The organism is Desulfatiglans sp., assembly GCA_012513605.1.
Lineage (GTDB): Bacteria > Desulfobacterota > DSM-4660 > Desulfatiglandales > HGW-15 > JAAZBV01.
Genome location: JAAZBV010000077.1, coordinates 12,733 through 33,782 on the forward strand (window position 1 = coordinate 12,733; position 21,050 = coordinate 33,782).

Genomic DNA, 21,050 nt, shown 5'->3' on the forward strand with positions numbered 1-21,050 from the left:
GGTGGGTTTAACTGATGCTGGTTTATTTTCTTTTTGTTGCAGGGTTTGTAATTTTAATCAAGGGTGCGGATATCCTGGTTGACGGTTCATCATCCCTTGCCAGGCGCTTTAATATCTCTGATCTGGTGATTGGGCTCACTGTTGTTGCCTTTGGAACCTCAGCTCCTGAACTGTTTGTAAATATCATTGCCAGCCTCAATGGAAATACCGGGATTGCTATCGGTAATGTTATTGGCAGCAACATAGCAAATATTATGCTTATACTCGGTGCATCATCCCTGCTTTATCCGATCAGGGTTACCAGGGGTACTGTATGGAAGGAGATCCCATTCAGCCTGCTTTCTGTGATTGCCCTTGGTGTAATGGTAAATACGCAGCTTATTGACAATAAAGGGCAAAACGCACTGGAGCGGTCTGATGGCCTGCTGCTCCTCCTTTTCTTCATAATTTTTATCTATTATACCTTTTCTATTGCGAGTAAAATGGATGATGTAAGCGGAAAGATCTCTGTTACCGAATACCCGCTTTTACGCTCCGGTTTTATGATCATCCTTGGATTCATATGCCTTACTGTTGGCGGAAAATGGATAGTAGACGGCGCTGTGCATATTGCAGCAGGTTTTGGCATGAGCGAGAGCCTTATAGGGTTGACAATCGTTGCATTTGGCACATCCCTTCCTGAACTTGCAACATCAGTGGCTGCTGCATATAAAAAGAATATGGATATTGCTGTAGGTAATGTTGTTGGATCAAATATCTTCAATATTCTTTTTGTTCTAGGGATAAGTTCCCTTATAAAACCACTTCCCTTTACCGGGTCAAGCAATGTTGATATTGCGGTTGTGATCTTTGCCAGTCTCCTGCTCTTTTTTTGCATGTTTACAGGCAAAAGACACACCCTTGACAGGTGGCAGGGGGCCTTATTCCTGTTTTTTTATATTATCTATATTGCCTTTCTTATATATGCAGGATAATACAATCCGGTTGACTCTAAAAAAACCAGAAAGTATAACTTTTTATCAAAAAACCTTTGGTATGGATATTGTCAGCATTAATAAAAGTCAGTTAATTAAAGCCCAATCAGGGTATTTCTTATTGTTTTGGAGGAAGTTTTACATGAAGAGCCTTTTTGTATTTGTCTTTTTTACACTCTTAACCATCAGCCTGTTACATGTAAGCCCGTTAATTGCGGATGAGATCCATATCAAAAACGGTGATCGTATTTCTGGAAACATCATCAGTATGAGTAATAGTCAGGTCATAATAAAAACATCCTACGCCGGCGAAATCACTGTAAAATGGTCTGAAATAGGAAGCTTCACAACCGATCAGAAGTTAGCGGTTATGATGAAAAATGGTATTGAATATACCGGAAACCTGCAGGAGGCAGGAGAGGGCCGGATAAAGCTCAGCTCTGAGGGCAGGCGTGAAATCCCCTCATTATCCATAGAGGATATAAAGGCAATAAGGACATCTGTTGAGCCAAAAATAAAGATAAAGGCCAGGGCAAATGCCGGGTTTACCTACATCAGGGGGAATACAAATAAGGATCAAAGGTACTTTGACGGTGAACTTTCCGCAAGGACCATAGACCACAGGTATACGGCAGGAGGCAAGCTTAACAGGACAAAAGACAGCGGTACAAGGACTGAAAACAATGCCCTGGGTTACATCAAGTACGACTATTTCCTTTCAGAAAGGCTCTTTGTCTATGCCAATGGACAGTTTGAAAAGGACAGGTTCAGGGACCTTAACCTTCGGTCAGTATACGGTCTTGGCTCCGGTTATCAGTTTCTTGAAACGCCCCAGGAAAACCTCTATATTGAGGCAGGTATAAACTATGTTACAGAAGACTATATGTCTGTGCCTGATGAGGATTATACTTCAGGAAGATGGGCCTTAAATTATGACAGGTTTATCATAAACAAGACCCTTCAGTTCTTTCATTTTCATGAAGGTTTTGGCAGCTTTGAAAGGGCTGATGATATGTTTATAAAGAGCCGTACAGGTATACGTATCCCAATATTAAAAAATTTAAAAGCATCCCTCCAATATAATTTTGACTGGGACAATACCCCATCACCAGGCAGAAAGAAGTCTGACAGGGCATTGATGTTTACACTTGGCTATTTCTTCGCGAACTAGGCCCGGTAAATCTTAAACTCTCAGGAGCTTTTTATGGAAACTATTCTTACTTTTCAACTGGCAGGAAACAGCATCAGGAAGATACTGGTATTTTTTATTGTTATCCTGTTTTCACTGCTTATTGGCAAAATTGCAAAAATGCTTTTTAACAGATCGAGTGAACAATTCGACTCCCAGGGGCTCATTGTTGCATCAACAACCCTTGATGCCCTGGCAAGAAGTTCTGTCCTGCTGTTTGCTGCCTTCGGCATCTATATCGGGATGACATTCCTGGATTTACACACGAAGTTTGAGCACATATCAAGGGTTAGCAGTGGTATTTTGCTTACTGTTGCAATAGGTAATTTTTTATACTGGCTTGCTGATATACCTGCCATATGGTTCAGCAAGTTTGCCCGGAATACAGATAGTACCCTTGATGATATGATGTCACCCATAATAAGGAAGAGTCTGAGATGGACAATTGTAATCCTTGCACTGGTTCAGATTGTACAGACCGTTAGTGATAAACCAATAACCTCCATTGTTGCAGGTCTTGGTATTGGAGGTCTGGCTGTTGCACTTGCTGCGCAGGATTCGATTAAAAATTTTTTCGGGTCAATAGTTCTGTTTGTTGACAAACCCTTTGAGATCGGTAACCGTGTGGTTGTTGACGGGCATGATGGAGTTGTTGAGACCATAGGGTTTAGGTCCACAAAAATAAGAAACCTTGACGGTCACCTTATTACTATCCCTAATGGTGAACTTGCCAATAAAATGATAAGGAATATAGGTAAGCGGCCATATATAAAAAGAACAGCAAATATTACAATCACATATGATACTCCCCCTGAAAAGATAGAGAGTGCCCTGGAAATAATAAAAGGGCTGCTTGCAAACCATGAAGGTATGGATGAGGCATTTCCCCCAAGGGTATCCTTCAGTGAATTCAATGCAGATTCATTAAATATACTGGTTATATACTGGTACCATCCACCAGACTACTGGGCCTATATGGACTTTAGTGAAAGGTTTAATAAGGAGTTGTTCAGACGTTTTAATGAAGAGGGTATAGATTTTGCCTTCCCGACCCAGACGGTTTACCTCGCAGGGGATAAGGCAAGGCCTTTAACTATAGGTGTCAACAATAATGAACAAAAGGGGGGCTGAAGATGGTGCCGTTTCTTAAAAGAAGGGTTTCTGAAAAGGCAGGCCTTCCGCCCGGCACACTGATTCATGTAGGGGAGAAAAGGCTTGATTCTGTCAGGATCAGCCTTATTTCATATGATGAAGAGGGGGTGGAAGAAAAGGAGCTTGAATCCATAGATGAATGCATTCAGTACAGAGATAAACCAGGCATAACATGGTTAAATATAGATGGCCTGCATGATACTGAGATAATAAACAGGATTGGGCAGCAATTTAACATACATCCCCTGGTTCTTGAAGATATCCTCAATACTGAACAGAGACCAAAACTTGATGATCTGGAGGATTACCTGTTTATAGTTGCAAAGATGTTTTACCTTGAACCTGATGATGACAAAATCAGATTTGAGCAGATCAGTCTTATTCTCTGGCACAATTTTGTGCTTTCATTTCAGGAAGATATTGGTGATGTTTTTCATCCTGTCAGGGAAAGAATCAGAAAAGACAGGGGGCGTATCCGGAAAATGGGCCCCGATTATCTGATGTACACACTATTGGATTCACTTGTTGACAGCTATTATTCGGTTCTTGAAAAGATCGGAGAAAAGTTAGAGGAGATTGAGGAGGATCTGTTAAGTTACCCTGAACATGAAATGCTCCAGGAAATCCATAACATGAAACGTGAGCTTATTTTTTTAAGAAGGACTGTATGGCCTTTAAGAGATATTACAGGAAGACTTGAAAAAGGCGAATCATACCTCATTAATGAAACAACAAAGATCTATTTCAGGGATATCTATGACCATACAATTAAGGTAATTGATACTATTGAAACCTGCAGGGATATTGTATCAGGAATGATGGACCTCTTCCTTTCATCAGTAAGCAACCGGATGAACGAGGTCATGAAGATGCTTACAGTGATAGCCACGATATTTATTCCGCTTACATTTATTGCAGGCATCTACGGCATGAATTTTGATTATATGCCGGAGCTGCACTGGCGATGGGGATACCCTGCTATCCTGATATTGATGGCTGTTGCAGGTATACTGATGTTCCTCTGGTTTAAAAAGAAGAAGGTAATTTAATCACAAACCCCTCATCCATTCAGGTTTTAACCTCACTCCCCCGGTGAGTGCAATATCTATCTGCTCTATTGCCTCCTGTTTACCCCTGGGTAACCTTGCCCTTACAGGGAGGTAATTGGATGCATGGTTTGAAAAGAAAAGCCCCCTTGTGATGTTGGTATGGAGTATCATCTCCCTTAATTCTCTAAGGAGACCCAGTTCATCAGGGAGTACAAACTCACCCTTTTCATGTTCATCATAAAGAGGTGTTCCCGGGACAAACATTACTGTTAATGCCCCAATATAGTCCGGGTCCATTTCACTTAATAGCTCGCCTGTTAATTTTGCATGTTCAAGGGATTTTTCTTTTCCGGCTATTCCAAGAAGCACAGTAACAGAGAGCTTTATCCCGGCCTCTTTTACCTTTCTGCCCATCTCTATGCACTCTTTTGATGTAGAGCCCTTGATGATCTTTTTACGCACCTCATCATCGCCTGTTTCAACACCCAGGTACAATATACCAAGGCCATTTTCTCTTAGTTCTGCCAGCTCTGCCACGCTCTTAAGTTTTATACCCTTTGTGTTTGCATAGGCCCCGACCCTTTTCACCCAGGGAAGGTGTGCCTTTATTTGATCAAGTATCCACATAAGCCGTTTCTGTGGAATAATCAGGGCATCACCATCCATTAGAAATAGCCTGTCCTGATGCTGCATATAACTTGATGCATATTTGATGTCAGAGAGGATGGTTTCTTCATCCTTTATCCTGAAGGGTTTATCTGTAAATGTCCCGCAGAAGGTGCATTTGTTATGTGAACAGCCTAATGTGACCTGTAAAAGGATACTGTGTGCCTCACTTGGGGGCCTGATGCAGTAACCCTCATAATGCATCCCTTCATCTGAAAAATCAAACATGTAAAAACTCCTTTTATTGCCATTTTTAGCGACTAATATAGATATCATGATGGGCCATGTCAAATGAATATAGGGCTCAAGGCGCAAGGCTCAGGGCTCAAGGTGCAGGGCGCAGGACGCAGGGTAGAAGGCGCAGAGCACAAGGCGCAGGGCGCAGGGCGTAAAGTGCATCAAAATCATATTATCTTTGTAGGGGCAGGCCCCTGTGCCTGCCCTTGATGGGTGATGCAAAGAAATCGATTTGGCGGGCAACCATAGGGGGTTGCCCCTGCAAAAGAGAATAATTTTTATTGCCTTTCATCATAAATATTGATTTAAAACAACAGGAGGATTTTTTATGTTTAAGGCTGTTATCTTTGATCTTGACGGGACACTGCTTGATACCCTTTTTGATCTTGCAAATTCGATGAACAATGTGCTTGTTAGACACAGGTTACCGGTACATGGGGTTGAGTCATATAAACAGATGATCGGTGACGGGGTTGAATTCCTGGTAAAACGGGCCCTACCTGAGTCTATGGTTAATGATGAAACCATAAAAAGATTTATGGATGAATACCGTGATGAATATGATAAAAACTGGAAAAATAGTACAAGGCCATATGATGGCATTATCGATTTGATTGATGCGCTCTCATCCCAGGGTTTGAGGCTGAATGTGCTATCAAATAAGCCTCATGATTCTACGCTCACATGTGTAAAGGAAATGCTGCCATATGAGAGGTTTGATATTGTGCTGGGCCATATGCCCGGTGAAAACCCCAAGCCTGACCCTCACGGGGCAATAGAGATATCTGATAAACTTGGCATCTCTCCGGATAAGTTCCTATACCTTGGTGACACCAGCATAGACATGAAAACCGCTGTTGCCGCGGGGATGTATCCGGTTGGTGTATTATGGGGGTTCAGGACAAGGGAGGAGCTGCTTGATAATGGGGCAAAAATGCTGCTTGAAAAACCCATGGATTTGCTTGATATTTTGCGTCCTGATATCTGATTTCCTGCTTTCATCTTTGACCTTTGGGCTTTGAGCTTTCTTCTTTCCCCTTTTCTTCTCTTGCCCATTGATTCCTTTTCTGCTAATACAAACCAGTCAAAAAAATAAGCAATCCAAGTAGTTAAATATGAATTAAACATAACACATATTAACCCGCCATAAAAAGAGCGGTTATCGGCTGGGCCTGGTCTTTTTAAGACATGCATACAGCCGGTATCTCATGGTTAAACCGGAAATTTCCGCCACGCTTCCACGGCGTGGCGAAAAGACTATGGAGCTTACCAAAGAGCACTTTTCACAGAAGAGCGCAATATACCTCCGGCCAAAAGCATAGTTTGACTATCTCGTTAACCTGCCTGACAGTGAAGACAGGGTAAAGGCGGTAATCAGCGCAATGGAATCCATAGAGATATGCTTAGTCATACCGATCTTCCTGCAGGTAACTGGAAAAAACGAGATAATACTATTGAGTAACAATTGCCCGATGGCCGGTGGGTTACCCGATTTGTTCCTGTGTCAGCGCGTGAGACGCCATATTATGTTAACGAACTTTGCGTCCGTTTTAATAGACTCTGGGAGGAAGGTCGCATTGACCGCCTCCTCTTGATTCATGCCTTTGTTCTGGATTTTCTATGCATTCATCCTTTCACAGATGGAAATGGGTGAGTATCACGTTTATTGACTGTTTTGCTTCTTCATCAGGCTGGTTATGAAGTAGGGCGGTATATCAGTCTGGAACGACTTATTGAGGATAGCAAAGAAACATATTACGAAGTGTTGCAAGACACCTCTGGAAACTGGCATAAAGGGCAACATCAATTACTTCCATGGTGGCGCTATAGTCTGGGAATTTTAATAGCAGCATATAAAGAATTTGAAGACCGGGTAGGATTGGTTCGGTCAAGCCGGGGTTCAAAGACAATCTGGATCAGGGATGCAGTTGATCATTTGCCGGATAAATTTAGCATATTAGAGGTTAGCCGTGCCTGTCCCGGTGTAAGTCGCCCGATGATTAGGGTAATTCTTGAGGCATTGAGAAAAGAAGGGAGACTGGAGGTGATTGGGACTGGTCGGGAAGCTATGTGGCAGAAACGTGATAATAATAAGGGAGTGAATGAAATAGTGGCCTTACCTCAAAATATCAGTTGAGCTGGATAAAAGTAGAAATGAAATAATATTGAATGAAAAGCGGCCGGTATCTGGTGGTGGGAGATGTACCGGCCGCTGGCAGTTCCGGAGAGCAATTCTGGAACTGATGATTGTTAATAATTCTACCTGCCTCTACCCATTCCTCTGCCTGTCCTCATGCCCCTATCCATCCCTGCACCCCTGCCAAACCCCATATCAGGGTTTATCTTTTTTGCCTCAATTATAAATTCCAGATGCGCATCACTTATAGTTGCCTGTAGATCATTTATCTCCTTCTGGATGGCCTTTGCCTTTTTCAGGTCAGGTTCTTTACCTTCTATAACAGCGTTAAGATCAATCTGTTTCTTTATGATCTCATTTCTTGCATCCTTTGTCTTCTCTTCAAAGGTGGTGTAAAGATCATCAAGTTTATCCAGCTCCTCTGCTGTGAGACGGCCGCAGCAGTTGTCACAGTTAAAACATGGGCCTGATCCATAACCCATGCCAAACCCTGGCCCCCATGCAAATGCGGGGATGGTCATGGCGATAATGATCAATGTGATTCCTGTAATTTTTTTTATTGTATTCATTTTAATACCTCCATTAAATTGTTTGTTGTCGGTTGACTTTATATTAAGCAAGGGGTATGCCATTAATATTATCAACATCTTAACAGCTTGATATGATTTGCTAAAATGCATTTTTAAAACTGGTATCGATACTTTTGCCCTGGTTGTCTTATGAGTAATATGTATGCAGTTATATGGTCTTTAAATAATTTTTGAATACAATGTAAACGGTTTCAGAATACAGGATGAGAGAAAAGATCCCCCTTAACAGGAAATATGGAAAAAGAGCAGAGAAAATCAAAAACAATAATCCATCTTGATATGGATGCATTCTACCCCTCAGTGGAGATACTGGATAACCCTGCCCTTAAAGGAAAGCCTGTTATCGTGGGTGGAAACAGCAAGAGGGGGGTTGTTTCTTCTGCCTCATACGAGGCAAGAAAATTCGGGGTCCATTCTGCACAGCCAATAGCCCAGGCCATAAAGCTCTGCCCTCATGGTATTTTTTTACCGGTAAGGATGGCCCGATATAAAGAGCTCTCTGGCAGGATATTTGCCATATTTCACCGTTTTACGCCCCTTGTCGAACCCCTTTCCATTGATGAGGCATTTCTTGATATAACTGGCACTGAAAGACTTCTGGGCGAGCCTGTAGCTGTTGCAAAACGTATAAAGAAGACCGTGTTTGATGAAATATGCCTTACTGTCTCTGCGGGTGTGGCCCCATCAAAGTTTGTCGCAAAAATCGCCTCGGACATAAATAAACCAGATGGCCTCACTGTTGTTACTGCTGAAGGGTTGACCGCCTTTCTTGATCCACTTCCTGTATCAAGGATGTGGGGCGCAGGAAAGGTAACTCAGGATAAGCTTGAGAGGTATAACATAAAGACATTCAAAGATCTGAGGCTCTTTCCGGCTAAGACCCTTGAAAGGATTTTCGGTAAAAACGGCGTAAGGATGCAGTTAATGGCATCAGGCATTGATGACAGGGAGGTAGAGACAGGGCATGATACAAAATCAATCGGTCACGAAGAGACCTTTATTGATGATATAAACGATATTGAGACTGCTGAAAGATATCTGCTTGCACTCTCCATGAAGACAGCCGAAAGGATGAGGCATACGGGCCTTAAGGCAAAGGTAATTAACCTAAAGGTGAAATACAGTGATTTCACTCTTGTAACAAGGGCCCTTACCCTGGATGATTATACAGAGGACGGTATGATCCTGTATGTTACTGTACGTGAACTTCTTAAGAAAACAGAGGTCGGCACAAGGCCGGTAAGACTACTGGGTGTCTCCGTATCCGGATTAAAGTCCGGGGATACCGGAGGGCAGATGCTATTGTTTTCTCATGATGAAAAAAAGGAAAAGGCCACAAACCTCAACCGGGCAATTGACTCGGTAAATAAAAGGTTTGGGAAAAAGGGTATTATACCGGGGAGGCTCCTTTCAGACTGATTTTATGCAGGTCTCACCTTCTTTTCTTTGAGTTTTCTATAAAGCTCAATATATTTATTCCCTGATTTTTTCCATGAAAAATCTTCCTTCATACCGTTTGCAATAATCCTTTTCCATTCGGTCTTGTTTTTATAGAGCTCTATTGCCTGTTTGATACATGAAAGGAGTTCCTCCGGGTTTGTGCCTTTAAATTTGAAGCCGTTTCCAATGCCTTTTTCATAGGAAAACACAGTATCATTCAGCCCCCCGGTTGCCCTCACAACCGGTACAGTGCCATATTTAAGGGCATACATCTGTGTAAGGCCGCAGGGTTCGTACCTTGATGGTATAAGAAAGATGTCGCTCCCCGCTATTATCCGGTGTGCAAGCGGGTCATTGAACCCTGTGCCTATACCTATTTTCCCGGGATGACCTTTTTTAGCTTCAGCAAGGGCAGTTTCAATACGCGGGTCTCCTGATCCAAGCAGCACCAGGCCTGCATCAAGGGCCATTAGTTTATCCATTATCTCAAGGAGCAGGTCCAGCCCCTTCTGTTTATCAAGGCGCGACACCATGCCGACAATGGGTTTTTCAAAAAGAGATGGATCAAGACCCATCTCTTTTATAAGCTCCTTTTTGCAGAGGTTCTTACCTATTAAATTTTTCAGGGAATAGTTTTTATGGATATGGGTATCCTTTTCAGGGTTCCATATCTCGTAATCCACACCGTTTAGTATCCCTGAAAGTGAATCCTTTCTATTGTTAAGAATCCCCTCCATACCCAGGCCGAACTCCCTCATGCATATCTCTTCAGCATATGTGGGACTTACGGTATTTACAGCATCCGCATAAACTATACCTGATTTCAGAAGGCTTATGTTCCCCCAGTATTCAACCCCTTCCTGATGGTAAAAATCTACTCCCTTAAGCCCTGTCACATTAAGTTTATGGCCCGGAAAGACCCCCTGGTAACCCATGTTGTGTATGGTGAAGAGCGTGGATGTCCCCTTAAAAAATTGCTCATTATATGGCCCCCTTAATAGGGCCGGTATAAGGCCTGTCTGCCAGTCATGACAGTGAATTATGTCAGGCCTGAAGTCAAGTTCATTTGCTATTCTTAATACAGCGTGGCAGAAAAAGGTGAAACGCTCAAGATTGTCATAATAGTCACCCGCGCTGTTGCCATAAAGACCTGGTCTAAAGAAAAGGTCTTCCCTGTGTACAAAAAGGGCGGGGACCCGTTTAGTGGATCTGGTCATATATATGCTGGCTGGAAGCTCTGTATCCCCTAATGGAATGGCTAATTTTTCAATTACAGGTGTTTTGTCAAGCATTACCTTTCTGATAGAAGGGTAGAGGGGCATAATAATCCTTACATCCATGCCTGCCTCCGTAAGCGCCTGGGGCAGAGAGCCTGCAACATCTGCAAGACCTCCGCTTTTTGCATAGGGGACTGCCTCGGATGAAACAAAGAGTATTTTAAGAGTAGATTCCATTTGTCCTCTATCATATTAAAAAAAACAGCCGAATGATGAAAATGATATTTTAAAAGGCCGATCCTTACTTTTCATAGCTGCATATTCTCTTTTTAAACCTTATATAACAGGATTTCAAAGGAAAAATTATTGTTTATGGGCAGGTATATATGGTATAACTTTGCCAAGATTAACCATTAGAGAGAAATAGATTATGTTCAGGAATATCCTTGTGCCAACTGACCTTACAGAAAAGAGCCTTAAGGCCATTGAAATTGCAGCAGGTATGGGTAAGGGGAAACCATGCCATATAACCCTTCTGCATGTGGTTGAGACAATTGAGGACGATGAGGGAGATGAATTCAGGGAGTTTTATGATAAAATTGCTGCCCGTGCTGAAAAAAATATGGCAAAGATTGCAAGAAGGTATGAAACCGATAATATAAAAATCCACACGGACATAATCTATGGCAGGCGTGTTCATGAAATAGTAAAATATGCATCCGTGAAAGGTATAGACCTGATCATCTTGAGTTCACATAAACTGAATGAGATGGAGAGCAATGACGGCTGGGCAACTATCAGTTACAGGGTCGGTATCCTTGCTCCCTGTCCTGTGATGATGGTGAAATAATGTTTGAAATATATACATCCTTAAAAAAGGTGATGGGGTTCAGATTTAATAAAACCGGGATAGTGAGGCTTGTCATAACCGCCTCATTTCTGGCAATAATATTCTCTTTGCCCGGTTTTACAGAAGAGGGGCCTGCTGCTGAAAAATTTGCACCACCTGTATTAAAGCAGGCAGTTCTCTGTGAAAAGATAGAAAAAAGTAAACCGGTTCACGAGGGGGTTGTATTTTCAGCAGGCATAGAAAGACTCTTCTGTTTCACCTATTTTGACCCTGTTTATGGCGTGTCAGAGATCTTTCACAAGTATTATTTTAATGATAAATTAGAAAAGAAATATCCGCTTTCTATAAAACCTCCGAGTTATAAAACATACAGCAGGATAGATTTGAGGGAAAGCGATAAAGGCCCGTGGCGAGTGGAGATTACCGATGCTGAAGATAATGTCCTCACTATCATCAGGTTCAGCATAACAGACTGATTATTATGGCACATGAATTTATCTACAGATGGCGGGATATTTTAGATATCCTGATTATGAGCTACATACTGTTCAGACTCTATGTCTTGTTCAAAGGCACGAATGTATTACGTGTAATCATGGGATTATTAGTTTTGTGGATATTCCAGAAGATTGCCCTTTATGTGGGGCTGATAGTCACGAGCTGGGCGGTTCAGGGGTTTACAGCTGTTGCTACAATCATAATAATAGTGATCTTCAGGAATGAGATAAGGACTGTCCTTCAGGCAAAAAATATCAGGGCACTGTTATGGGAAACCCGTCACCTTGAAGTGGAAACCCCCGTGAATATAATTTCCGAGGCCATATTTGAGATGGCAAAAAGAGGTACAGGGGCAATTATGGTCATCCCTGGCAAGGAGGATATAAATGACTCTGTACACAGCGGTATCAAATGGGATGGCTCGATTTCAAAGGAGATGATACTTAGCGTTTTCTGGCATGAAAACCCTGTTCATGATGGCGCCGCCATTATTCAGGGCAGCAGGATTACGCAGGTAGGCGCTGTTTTACCTTTGTCCCATAGGAAGGATCTCCCTTCCTATTATGGCATGCGTCACCGGGCGGCAGCCGGTCTTTCCGAAAACACGGATGCCCTGATTATAGTGTCATCCGAGGAGAGAAAGAATGTTGTCATTGCAAAGTCAGGGGAAATTTTCAATATATATACAGAGGAAGAGCTTTCAAACCGCATCAAAAAGCACCTCGGTATAGTGGATGGAAAGAGAACCGACTACAGAAAAGAGAAGCTGAAATTTGTGGCAGCCGCTGCCATATGTCTACTGCTGATTACAGGTATTTGGCTGAGTTTTACAAGGGGTGTTGATACCATTATTACCCTTGAGGTGCCTGTTGAGTATACAGGAAGCCAGCAGGACATGATACTGCTTGACACATCAGTTAAAACTGTTTCAGTAAACCTGAACGGTTCAGCAACACTTTTAAAAAACCTTACCCCAGGGAATGTAAAGGTTACCATTGATCTGAGTAATGCTGAAATTGGTAAAAACCTTTTTTATATAACAAATGATAATATCTCACTTCCACCAGGTGTTTTTTTAAGAAATACAACCCCTTCATCAATTAATATTGTGTTAGATAAATACTCCAGGAAAAACGTCCCGATCCAGGCAGAGTGGAAGGGAAAAAAGGCTAAGGGTATACAGATAACCAGTGTCTCATTCAAACCGGCTATTGCCATTTTAAGCGGCCCGAGCCTGTTGCTGAATGATATATCTACTGTTTATTCAGACAAGGTACCCCTTGAAAACATCACTGAAAGCGGTATGATGTCGGTTAATCTTGAGCTTGATGACAATATAAAAATTGAAAATGGTTCCAATGGCAAGTTTACCATGGAATATATAGTTTCAAGACGAGAAGATACAATTCAGGGGCAGTAGTATTTTAGTCAATATTTGCTTTTTAAGGAGGGAACAATGGCAAAAAACCCGAATACCAAAGGCGTTATTGCAATACTTACTGGCGGAGGGGATGTCCCTGGGCTTAATCCTGCAATCAGGGCCATAACGATCAGGGCAATCAGGGAGGGGTATCAGGTGATCGGTATCCGTCACGGGTGGCAGGGAATAATAGAGATTAACCCTGATAAGAATGCCGATAATTCCGACCATTATCAGGTTCTGACAGAAGAGATTGTAAACAAGGCTGGAAGGACTGGCGGGACATTCCTTCACACCTCAAGGACAAGGCCAAGCCATGTAGGAAAAGAACGTGTGCCGAACCACCTTAAAGATAAATACACAGGAGATGTCAATGATCTTACCCCTGATGTCCTTAAAAATCTCGATTTTCTTGGTGTTGACTACCTTATACCTATTGGCGGTGATGATACCTTAAGTTACGGTGTTAGATTATTTAAGGAAGGGGTAAAAATAGTCGCCATACCAAAGACAATGGATAATGATGTGCCTGGTACAGACTACTGCATAGGTTTCAGCACCTGTGTTACCCGCACCATTTCCATTACAAACAGCCTGCGCACATCAGCCGGGTCACATGAAAGGTTTCTTGTGCTGGAGGTATTTGGCCGGTATGCTGGCTTTACTGCAATGCTTCCTGCCATGGCAGGTGCAGCTAACCGCTGTGTAATTCCTGAATATAAGTTTGATATGGAGCTGTTAACCCAGCTTCTGACTGAAGACCGTAAACTCAATCCGAGCCGCTACTCTGTTGTGCTTGTATCTGAAGGCGCCATGTTTGAGGGAGGGGAGATGATTTTTCAGGAGGCGCGGACAGATGCATACGGCCATAAGAAGCTGGGTGGTATAGGCGATCTTGTCTCTTCTGAGTTAAGGGAACGATCTGCCAAATTTAATAACGGGCGACCCATAGATACAATAAACCAGAAGCTGGGTTATCTGGTGAGGGGTGGTGATCCTGATGCAATTGACTCGATTGTCCCCATGGCATACGGGAATCTTGCCCTTGATCTTATAATGGACAAGATTCATGGCCGGATTGTTGTGCTCAAAAACGGCAGGTATGACAATATGCCCATTGAGGTGATTACGAGCTCAAAAAAGGTTGTGGATGTTGAAAAACACTATGACACAAAAAGACTCAGGCCCCAGTATAAAAGCTTTGAAATGAAACCGCTTTTTATAATGACTAACTGAGCCCTGTAATCTCAATCTGCGGCAGGAGTATTTCAAAGGTGGTCTTTGTGCCAGGGATGCTCTTTACCTTTACAGAGCCTTTATTGTTTTTTATTACACCGTACACAACCGAAAGCCCCAGTCCTGTGCCTTCACCATTTCCTTTAGTGGTGAAGTAGGGGTCAAATATCCTTTTCATGATATTTTGAGGAATACCAGGGCCTGTGTCACTGACTGAAAGCATGATATAACTGCCTGTCGTGATATTGTCAGATATGGCAGATGCCTGATCAACCTCTACATTTTTCAGTTCTATGGCAAGGGTTCCACCCTTATCCTTCATTGCCTGGATGGCGTTTGTACAGAGATTCATGACAGCCTTATGGATCATGGCCTTTGAAGCAAATATTATACCTTTATCACAAATGATGTTTTCCTTTATCTTGATATTTGCGGGGAGTGAAGCCTTCAGAAGTTCAATGACCTCCCTGATAACAGGCGCTATTTGCATAGGCTCTTCATCGCCTGCCTGCCAGTTCTGCCTGCTGAATGCGAGGATCGGGTCTATAAGCGTTTTAGCGCGTTCACATGCATCCAGTATCCTTTCAAGGATATTTGCTACCGGCTTTTCCTTTTCAGCCATACTCAATGCCACTTCAGAGTATCCCACTATACCTGACAGGATATTGTTGAAATCATGGGCTATGCCATTTGCAAGGGTAGCCAGCGCATCCATCTTATTTGTGTGGATAGCCAGCTCTTCAGCCATTTCCCTTTCCTCTTCATCAATCCATATTTTTTGTGTCATCTTCTACTTTTAATCCCTCTGTTTTGAATCCATTATGATGGAAGAAGATAACAAAATGATGAAAATTTCAAAAGAAAAATATATAATTAAATTAATTGACATAGGTCAATGTCCTGTTTCCTGTTTGTGGTTATTATCAGGCAAAAATAAGGAATGCCAATTAACTTTTATCAAGGAGGATATTTATTATGTTTTGTTATCAATGTGAACAGACGGCAAAGGGTGAGGGATGTACAAAGATAGGTGTTTGCGGTAAGCAGCCAGATGTTGCTGCATTGCAGGACCTGTTGATCTACATGGTGGAAGGTTTGTCACTCTATGCGGTAGAGGGAAGAAAGCTGGGGATCAGTGATCGTGATGTCAATGTGTTTACCTGTGAAGCGGTATTTTCCACCCTGACTAATGTGGATTTTGACAGCGCCAGGTTTGTAAAGTTAATAAAAAGATGCGCTGAGCTGAGAGAACAGTTGAAAAAGCGGATCGCAGGGGCAGGCGGCAAGACCTCCTTTACAGAAGGTGCTGCAACCTATAATCCTCCTGAATCCATAATAGAGCTTGTAGCAAAGGGTGAGACTGTTGGGCCAAAGTCTGACACATTCATCAACCCGGATATACTTTCTCTTCAGCATACCACCCTTTATGGAATAAAGGGATTATGCGCCTATGCGGATCATGCACATCTATTGGGAGAGGAAGATGATGCGGTCTACGCATATGTGCATGAGGGGCTTGCGGCAATGCTTAATAAAGATCTTACACTTAATGACTGGGTAGGCATTGCCCTTAAATGCGGGGAGGTAAACCTTAAGGCTATGGAGCTGTTGGACAGAGGTCATACAACCAGATTTGGTCATCCGGTGCCAACCACTGTTCCCCTGGGACATAAAAAGGGCAAGGCAATCCTTGTTTCAGGCCATGACCTTATAGATATGGAGACGATCCTGAAACAGACAGAAGGCAAGGGTATCTATGTCTACACCCACGGTGAGATGCTCCCTGTCCATGCATACCCTAATCTCAAGAAATACAGCCATTTTTACGGTCATTACGGCACTGCATGGCAGAATCAGGCAAAGGAATTCGCCGCATTCCCGGGTGCTATTCTTATGACAACAAACTGCATCCAGAAACCGCAGGAAAGCTATAGCGATAATATCTTTACAACAGGGCTTGTGGGATGGCCCGGTGTAAAACATGTTAATAATTCCGATTTTTCCGCAGTTGTTCAAAAGGCCCTTGAGATGCCTGGTTTTACCCAGGATGAGGATAAAGGCACTGTCATGTGCGGATTTGCACACAATGCAGTTATGGGTGTTGCCGGCAAGGTGATTGAGGCTGTAAAGGGCGGGGCAATAAAACATTTCTTCCTGGTTGCCGGTTGTGACGGTGCAAAGCCAGGTAGAAACTATTACACAGAATTTGTCGAGAAGGTGCCTGCAGACTGTGTTGTGCTTACGCTTGCCTGTGGTAAGTTCAGGTTTTTTGATAAAAAACTTGGAGATATAGGCGGCATACCAAGGCTGCTTGATGTTGGCCAGTGCAATGATGCGTACTCTGCCATACAGATAGCAGTCGCCCTTTCAAAGGCATTTAACTGCGGGGTTAATGACCTTCCTCTTTCCATGATCCTCTCATGGTATGAACAAAAGGCATGCGCAATACTTTTAACCCTTCTCTACCTTGGCATCAAGAATATCAGGCTCGGGCCATCACTTCCGGCCTTTATCACACCGAATGTACTTGATGTCCTGGTGAAAAACTTCAACATCATGCCCATTACAACGCCTGATAATGACCTGAAGGCAATCCTGGGTTAACCTTCCTTATTACTCCCTGTCCACCTTAAAATGGTGGACAGAAAGTTCTTCTGGCTGAACCAGTTCGTATATTTATAGTTCGCTATAACGTACTGAAAAGAATAGAAAAAATGTACAAAATTACTTGACATGGTATGCCCTGATAAATATAATCGCTCCCTTTCGCTTTAAGCGGAGATGTAAATACAACCGGAGATGCCTGTCAGGTATTTCCAGAAGGAGATGATCCAGATGGCAAATTCAAAATATGGCCCCTACATCAGCACCGATCTGAAGCATATTGAAAAGATGCCCGACTACAAGGGTGATCAGGTAATAGGCAGAGGATACGATAAAGACGGGTTTCGTCTTGAGCTTGAGCATATTAACTGGATGGACGGTGAAGTTATTCCAGGCGCCTTTTATGCGGAGAGTACATGGATATGGCCCTCTACATTCAAGGATCAGAGGCCGAAACCTGCGCTGACAAGGGAAGAGCTTGAAAAGGCCGCAGGGGTTGCTGCCCATGCCCATGAATTTTCCGAGGTGCTCACAATGTTTGGATGCAATCCTGATGATCCGACCTATCTGGGTGTAACAATAGAATTCTGGATGGAGAATGAAAAATTTATACTTGATAAGAGCTTTATGGTCTATATCCCTGCCGGTATGGTCCATTGCCCTTTAAAGGTATTGAGCGCCATTGAGTCACCTGTATTTCATTATACGGTTGGCCCTGGTCAGAGTTATTCATAATGTCAGCCATGCAGTGTTACTGTTTTCAGGCTATATAAATATTAAGGAGTCATGATGTCCGAACAAAAACATGCTAAATACTTTATAATGGCAGATAAACCAAATGTTACATTCCCGTCGTTTCGTCCGCAGATGGATACTAAACTTTTCAGACGGATTGTCCACCTTGATGCTGATGTTATTCCTGAAACAGATTTCTACAGTGAGGCAATGTGGATTATGCCTGGTGAAGAATTTAAAAAAGGCATCACAAAGATAGAGGCACATAAACATTCCTGGGGTGAGATGATCGGGTTCTACGGGTATAATTATGACAATATCTATGATCTTGGTGCCGAGATAGAGTTTACTATAGACGGAAAGACCTATAACATTACTGAAAGCTTTGCCTCATACATTCCTGCGGGCATTGAGCATGGCCCCCTGATTATCAAAAATGTGAAGAGGCCTATTATGCACTTTACTGCGGGGCCGACCTTAAAATACGAATAGATATCAGACGGATTCTTACTTGTTTAAATAAAAATTCCCTTGTCTCGCATGTTTAAGGGAATTTTTATTTATTTTTCCATATCAAAATAATGTCAAGATAATGCAATTATAATGCAATAAAAGAGCATAATTATATGATTGCTATTGTCTAACTACTACATATAGTTATAAAAAACAGGGAAATACCCCATATTTTGTTGACAAGACAGGTGTATTGATATATAGCACAAAAAAACAACAGGTGCCCAATGAGCCCTGTTTCCATGCATGATCGGATGCAATTTTTCGAAAAAGAACTATTTGTTCATATAAATATATCGATTAACTCGTTATAGAATAAAGAAGCACCGGATGACTCAATGGAACTCAACATATTATCGCAGGAAAGCATTTAACAGTGAGACAAAAGGCGCTGTTGAATCCATTACAGGCGATATATCATTCATGCCTATTGAACCCCCGGTGCTGGACGGCCTTATCAGTGAAAAAATAGCAGGCAAAGTTTTTCGTGACGAGATCAGGGACTTTATCGCAGTAAGTCCTGCCATCACATACAACCTCCTTAATGTTGCGCATTCATCATTTTTAAAAGAAGGCAGTAACATTACCGGTATTAATGGTGTAATAAAGTTAATTGGCAGCGACATTGTTGTGAGCCTGTTAAAAGACTATATAGAACGAAGCCATAACATCCGGAAATCTCAAGGCATTCACCCATATACAGATCAGAATTTGTATGCAGCCATCAAGGCCGCAAACCTCGCTCTCCTGTTAGCCGATGAAACAGGCTATCCATCCCATTATTGCGCCTATATAGCTGCGCTTCTGCATAATCTTGGTGCTTATGTTCTTACAGCAAGGTTTCCGGTAGTTTACAGCAGGATAATTACATCAGGCAGTATTGATTTCAGTGGTCATGTGCTGTCTGAAGAGAATGCGCTTGGCATTAATCACTGTTTTGTGGGCGCCCGCATGGTTGAAGGTTGGGGCGCGTTTCCATTTCTTGCTGATGCTATTTTTTATCATCACCATCCACTCAATAAGGTCAGACAGGCAAACATGCTGGTAAAGCTGGTCTATCTTTCCAGTATGGTTGAAGGTAAAGATGGTGGAGATCGCATGAGATATCTTGAAACCGGAAAGGAATTGTTCGGCTTTTCACCGAATCAGATAGATGAATTTATCTCAATCGCTGACCTTAAGGCCCAGGGCAGGCTGATGAAGCTCGGTATTGAGCCCAGGTTTAATAAAGGCGAGCCTGTGTACCAGCCTGATTCAGCAATAGAAATGAGATCTACAGGTGATGCAGGTGCTCACTCCCTGGTTGCCGTCATGGCTGAGAGGATACAGAAGACTGTAAATAAAAATGACCGTTTAAGGGTTATCGGACAGGCAATACATACCCTTTCAGGGCTAGATGAAATCCTATATTTCAGGCAAAATATAGATAGAAAATTACTTTATGGCATTAACCTGAAAGTGCCTGATAATACCTCTCTCAAAAATGACCTTATAATTTCTCTGGATGAAAAAGAGAGTATAATAGTTACCTCATTTCTCATGGGCATGGAGATCAACTCCCTTGACCGGGTGGATAATACAGCGCCAGGCCTTTTTGATCTCCAGGTATCAAATTACATGAACGTAGCGGGGTTATACTGTGTACCTCTTATCAGAAATGGCAGTTGTTCAGGGGTGCTTGTTGCAGGGGTTAATTCCCCGGGTCTTTTTAAGGGTGCAGAAGGTCACAGAATAAGGGGGCTTATTGAATCTATTTTGCCCTGTTTAACAGAAGATGATGTCCAAAATGAGACAGGTGCATCCGGAAATAAAAACAGCTCTGATTCTATACAAACTAGAAAGCTGATCCATGAAATAAATAATCCGCTCAGTGCTATAAAGAATTTTCTCAAGGTTCTAAACATGAAGCTTGATGATATAAATGTTGAGAGCAATGAGATAAAGATAATTGATGATGAACTTAACCGTATCGCAAAGCTTTTAAAGGATTTCAAGTCATCCTCCTCCCCTGGTGAAACAAAAGAAAAATCTACATCGAACATAAAGAATATCGTTTCAGATACAATCATGCTCATAAAAAACAGCAGGGTTAACGGGCCTGAAATAAACATAACAGTCCAGGCTGAAGAAAATATCCCTGAAATAATGATAGACAGGGATGCCTTCAGGCAGGTTTTGATCAACCTTGTTAATAACGCTATAGAGGCCATGCCTGGTGGCGGAAATATTACCGTGGCTGTGCAATATAAGCCAGAAAGTAAGAGCGTTGATTCAAGGCCGAGCAGTATAGAGGCTGGCAGAGAAAGGATAGAGATATCTGTATCCGATGATGGCCCTGGTATTCCGGATAACCTTAAGGCCGGTGTATTTAAAAAGCAGTCTACCACAAAGGCTGATCATGACGGCCTGGGATTACTGATAGTCTATGAACTAGTTAAAAGGATGGGCGGGACAATTACCTTTGATAATAACAACGAAAGGGGAGCACGCTTTAATATAACAATGCCGGTAACCTAGTTATATATTTATCAGAGATTGAGATT

22 protein-coding genes and 1 pseudogene are annotated in these 21,050 nt (G+C 42.4%); 19 read left to right on the plus strand and 4 right to left on the minus strand.

Annotated features, from left to right (window positions below):
- Positions 1–14: 14 nt before the first annotated feature.
- The 4 genes from GX654_09665 (at position 15) to corA (ending at position 4,364) form a co-directional block, all read left to right on the plus strand.
- The gene (locus GX654_09665) at positions 15–974 is read left to right on the plus strand and encodes a calcium/sodium antiporter (GenBank protein ID NLD37123.1); all 960 of its coding nucleotides are present in this window, start codon (positions 15–17) and stop codon (positions 972–974) included.
- Positions 975–1,116: 142 nt separating this feature from the next.
- Positions 1,117–2,145: a DUF481 domain-containing protein gene (locus GX654_09670; GenBank protein ID NLD37124.1), complete on the plus strand. Its 1,029-nt coding sequence runs from the start codon at positions 1,117–1,119 to the stop codon at positions 2,143–2,145.
- A 33-nt stretch (positions 2,146–2,178) separates the two neighbouring features.
- Positions 2,179–3,294: a mechanosensitive ion channel family protein gene (locus GX654_09675; GenBank protein ID NLD37125.1), complete on the plus strand. Its 1,116-nt coding sequence runs from the start codon at positions 2,179–2,181 to the stop codon at positions 3,292–3,294.
- A 2-nt stretch (positions 3,295–3,296) separates the two neighbouring features.
- A complete protein-coding gene (gene corA, locus GX654_09680; GenBank protein NLD37126.1) occupies positions 3,297–4,364 on the plus strand; it encodes a magnesium/cobalt transporter CorA in 1,068 nt (355 codons plus the stop codon).
- Here the strand turns inward: corA and GX654_09685 are convergent, their stop codons facing one another.
- Positions 4,365–5,234, minus strand: a complete 870-nt coding sequence (locus GX654_09685) for a B12-binding domain-containing radical SAM protein (protein NLD37127.1) — start codon at positions 5,232–5,234, stop codon at positions 4,365–4,367.
- Positions 5,235–5,321: 87 nt separating this feature from the next.
- Here GX654_09685 and GX654_09690 point away from each other — a divergent pair, with 87 nt between their 5' ends.
- From GX654_09690 to GX654_09710, 5 genes and pseudogenes are all read left to right on the plus strand, one after another.
- Positions 5,322–5,477: a hypothetical protein gene (locus tag GX654_09690; protein ID NLD37128.1), complete on the plus strand. Its 156-nt coding sequence runs from the start codon at positions 5,322–5,324 to the stop codon at positions 5,475–5,477.
- A 118-nt stretch (positions 5,478–5,595) separates the two neighbouring features.
- A complete protein-coding gene (locus GX654_09695) occupies positions 5,596–6,255 on the plus strand; it encodes an HAD family hydrolase (GenBank protein ID NLD37129.1) in 660 nt (219 codons plus the stop codon).
- A gap of 178 nt (positions 6,256–6,433) precedes the next feature.
- Positions 6,434–6,664 (plus strand): annotated as a pseudogene (locus GX654_09700) (SAM-dependent DNA methyltransferase).
- Between the two features lie 68 nt (positions 6,665–6,732).
- Positions 6,733–6,921, plus strand: coding sequence for a Fic family protein (locus GX654_09705; protein NLD37130.1), 189 nt, complete (start codon positions 6,733–6,735; stop codon positions 6,919–6,921).
- Positions 6,922–6,933: 12 nt separating this feature from the next.
- A complete protein-coding gene (locus tag GX654_09710) occupies positions 6,934–7,404 on the plus strand; it encodes a hypothetical protein (GenBank protein NLD37131.1) in 471 nt (156 codons plus the stop codon).
- A 122-nt stretch (positions 7,405–7,526) separates the two neighbouring features.
- Here GX654_09710 and GX654_09715 read toward each other — a convergent pair whose 3' ends face one another.
- The gene (locus tag GX654_09715; GenBank protein NLD37132.1) at positions 7,527–7,973 is read right to left on the minus strand and encodes a hypothetical protein; all 447 of its coding nucleotides are present in this window, start codon (positions 7,971–7,973) and stop codon (positions 7,527–7,529) included.
- Between the two features lie 255 nt (positions 7,974–8,228).
- Here GX654_09715 and dinB point away from each other — a divergent pair, with 255 nt between their 5' ends.
- A complete protein-coding gene (gene dinB, locus GX654_09720; protein ID NLD37133.1) occupies positions 8,229–9,413 on the plus strand; it encodes a DNA polymerase IV in 1,185 nt (394 codons plus the stop codon).
- A 2-nt stretch (positions 9,414–9,415) separates the two neighbouring features.
- Here dinB and glgA read toward each other — a convergent pair whose 3' ends face one another.
- Positions 9,416–10,888, minus strand: coding sequence for a glycogen synthase GlgA (gene glgA, locus GX654_09725; protein NLD37134.1), 1,473 nt, complete (start codon positions 10,886–10,888; stop codon positions 9,416–9,418).
- Positions 10,889–11,081: 193 nt separating this feature from the next.
- Between glgA and GX654_09730 the strand changes: the two genes are divergently transcribed.
- Genes GX654_09730 through GX654_09745 form a run of 4 tightly spaced genes read left to right on the plus strand, consistent with a single transcriptional unit; the run spans position 11,082 to position 14,655 of the window.
- The gene (locus GX654_09730; protein ID NLD37135.1) at positions 11,082–11,501 is read left to right on the plus strand and encodes a universal stress protein; all 420 of its coding nucleotides are present in this window, start codon (positions 11,082–11,084) and stop codon (positions 11,499–11,501) included.
- Entirely contained in the window at positions 11,501–11,977 is a 477-nt protein-coding gene (locus GX654_09735; protein NLD37136.1) for a DUF2914 domain-containing protein, read from the plus strand. Before GX654_09730 ends, GX654_09735 begins: the two co-directional genes overlap by 1 nt.
- A gap of 5 nt (positions 11,978–11,982) precedes the next feature.
- The gene (locus GX654_09740) at positions 11,983–13,419 is read left to right on the plus strand and encodes a DisA protein (GenBank protein NLD37137.1); all 1,437 of its coding nucleotides are present in this window, start codon (positions 11,983–11,985) and stop codon (positions 13,417–13,419) included.
- Positions 13,420–13,455: 36 nt separating this feature from the next.
- Positions 13,456–14,655: a phosphofructokinase gene (locus GX654_09745; protein NLD37138.1), complete on the plus strand. Its 1,200-nt coding sequence runs from the start codon at positions 13,456–13,458 to the stop codon at positions 14,653–14,655.
- Here GX654_09745 and GX654_09750 read toward each other — a convergent pair.
- Positions 14,648–15,442, minus strand: a complete 795-nt coding sequence (locus GX654_09750; GenBank protein NLD37139.1) for a hypothetical protein — start codon at positions 15,440–15,442, stop codon at positions 14,648–14,650. The genes GX654_09745 and GX654_09750 overlap by 8 nt on opposite strands.
- A 34-nt stretch (positions 15,443–15,476) precedes the next feature.
- Here GX654_09750 and GX654_09755 point away from each other — a divergent pair, with 34 nt between their 5' ends.
- The 5 genes from GX654_09755 to GX654_09775 all read left to right on the plus strand — a co-directional run bounded on the left by GX654_09755 (position 15,477) and on the right by GX654_09775 (position 21,024).
- Positions 15,477–15,650 (plus strand): hypothetical protein, encoded by a 174-nt coding sequence (locus tag GX654_09755; GenBank protein ID NLD37140.1) that lies wholly within the window; start codon positions 15,477–15,479, stop codon positions 15,648–15,650.
- Positions 15,631–17,259, plus strand: a complete 1,629-nt coding sequence (gene hcp / locus GX654_09760; protein ID NLD37141.1) for a hydroxylamine reductase — start codon at positions 15,631–15,633, stop codon at positions 17,257–17,259. The genes GX654_09755 and hcp overlap by 20 nt, the downstream gene beginning before the upstream one ends.
- Before the next feature lie 231 nt (positions 17,260–17,490).
- Complete coding sequence (locus tag GX654_09765; GenBank protein ID NLD37142.1) at positions 17,491–17,994, plus strand: hypothetical protein; 504 nt, start codon at positions 17,491–17,493, stop codon at positions 17,992–17,994.
- Positions 17,995–18,045: 51 nt separating this feature from the next.
- Complete coding sequence (locus GX654_09770; GenBank protein ID NLD37143.1) at positions 18,046–18,486, plus strand: hypothetical protein; 441 nt, start codon at positions 18,046–18,048, stop codon at positions 18,484–18,486.
- 351 nt (positions 18,487–18,837) lie between these two features.
- Positions 18,838–21,024: an HDOD domain-containing protein gene (locus tag GX654_09775; GenBank protein ID NLD37144.1), complete on the plus strand. Its 2,187-nt coding sequence runs from the start codon at positions 18,838–18,840 to the stop codon at positions 21,022–21,024.
- Positions 21,025–21,050 lie beyond the last annotated feature (26 nt).

Excerpts from the sequence above, each read along its gene's own strand:
- GX654_09665 (NLD37123.1), top strand. The coding sequence starts at position 15 with ATGCTGGTTTATTTTCTTTTTGTTGCAGGGTTTGTAATTTTAATCAAG.
- GX654_09670 (NLD37124.1), top strand. The coding sequence starts at position 1,117 with ATGAAGAGCCTTTTTGTATTTGTCTTTTTTACACTCTTAACCATCAGC.
- GX654_09675 (NLD37125.1), top strand. The coding sequence starts at position 2,179 with ATGGAAACTATTCTTACTTTTCAACTGGCAGGAAACAGCATCAGGAAG.
- corA (NLD37126.1), top strand. The coding sequence starts at position 3,297 with ATGGTGCCGTTTCTTAAAAGAAGGGTTTCTGAAAAGGCAGGCCTTCCG.
- GX654_09685 (NLD37127.1), bottom strand. The coding sequence starts at position 5,234 with ATGCATTATGAGGGTTACTGCATCAGGCCCCCAAGTGAGGCACACAGT.
- GX654_09690 (NLD37128.1), top strand. The coding sequence starts at position 5,322 with ATGAATATAGGGCTCAAGGCGCAAGGCTCAGGGCTCAAGGTGCAGGGC.
- GX654_09695 (NLD37129.1), top strand. The coding sequence starts at position 5,596 with ATGTTTAAGGCTGTTATCTTTGATCTTGACGGGACACTGCTTGATACC.
- GX654_09715 (NLD37132.1), bottom strand. The coding sequence starts at position 7,973 with ATGAATACAATAAAAAAAATTACAGGAATCACATTGATCATTATCGCC.
- dinB (NLD37133.1), top strand. The coding sequence starts at position 8,229 with ATGGAAAAAGAGCAGAGAAAATCAAAAACAATAATCCATCTTGATATG.
- glgA (NLD37134.1), bottom strand. The coding sequence starts at position 10,888 with ATGGAATCTACTCTTAAAATACTCTTTGTTTCATCCGAGGCAGTCCCC.
- GX654_09730 (NLD37135.1), top strand. The coding sequence starts at position 11,082 with ATGTTCAGGAATATCCTTGTGCCAACTGACCTTACAGAAAAGAGCCTT.
- GX654_09735 (NLD37136.1), top strand. The coding sequence starts at position 11,501 with ATGTTTGAAATATATACATCCTTAAAAAAGGTGATGGGGTTCAGATTT.
- GX654_09740 (NLD37137.1), top strand. The coding sequence starts at position 11,983 with ATGGCACATGAATTTATCTACAGATGGCGGGATATTTTAGATATCCTG.
- GX654_09745 (NLD37138.1), top strand. The coding sequence starts at position 13,456 with ATGGCAAAAAACCCGAATACCAAAGGCGTTATTGCAATACTTACTGGC.
- GX654_09750 (NLD37139.1), bottom strand. The coding sequence starts at position 15,442 with ATGACACAAAAAATATGGATTGATGAAGAGGAAAGGGAAATGGCTGAA.
- GX654_09755 (NLD37140.1), top strand. The coding sequence starts at position 15,477 with ATGATGGAAGAAGATAACAAAATGATGAAAATTTCAAAAGAAAAATAT.
- hcp (NLD37141.1), top strand. The coding sequence starts at position 15,631 with ATGTTTTGTTATCAATGTGAACAGACGGCAAAGGGTGAGGGATGTACA.
- GX654_09765 (NLD37142.1), top strand. The coding sequence starts at position 17,491 with ATGGCAAATTCAAAATATGGCCCCTACATCAGCACCGATCTGAAGCAT.
- GX654_09770 (NLD37143.1), top strand. The coding sequence starts at position 18,046 with ATGATGTCCGAACAAAAACATGCTAAATACTTTATAATGGCAGATAAA.
- GX654_09775 (NLD37144.1), top strand. The coding sequence starts at position 18,838 with ATGACTCAATGGAACTCAACATATTATCGCAGGAAAGCATTTAACAGT.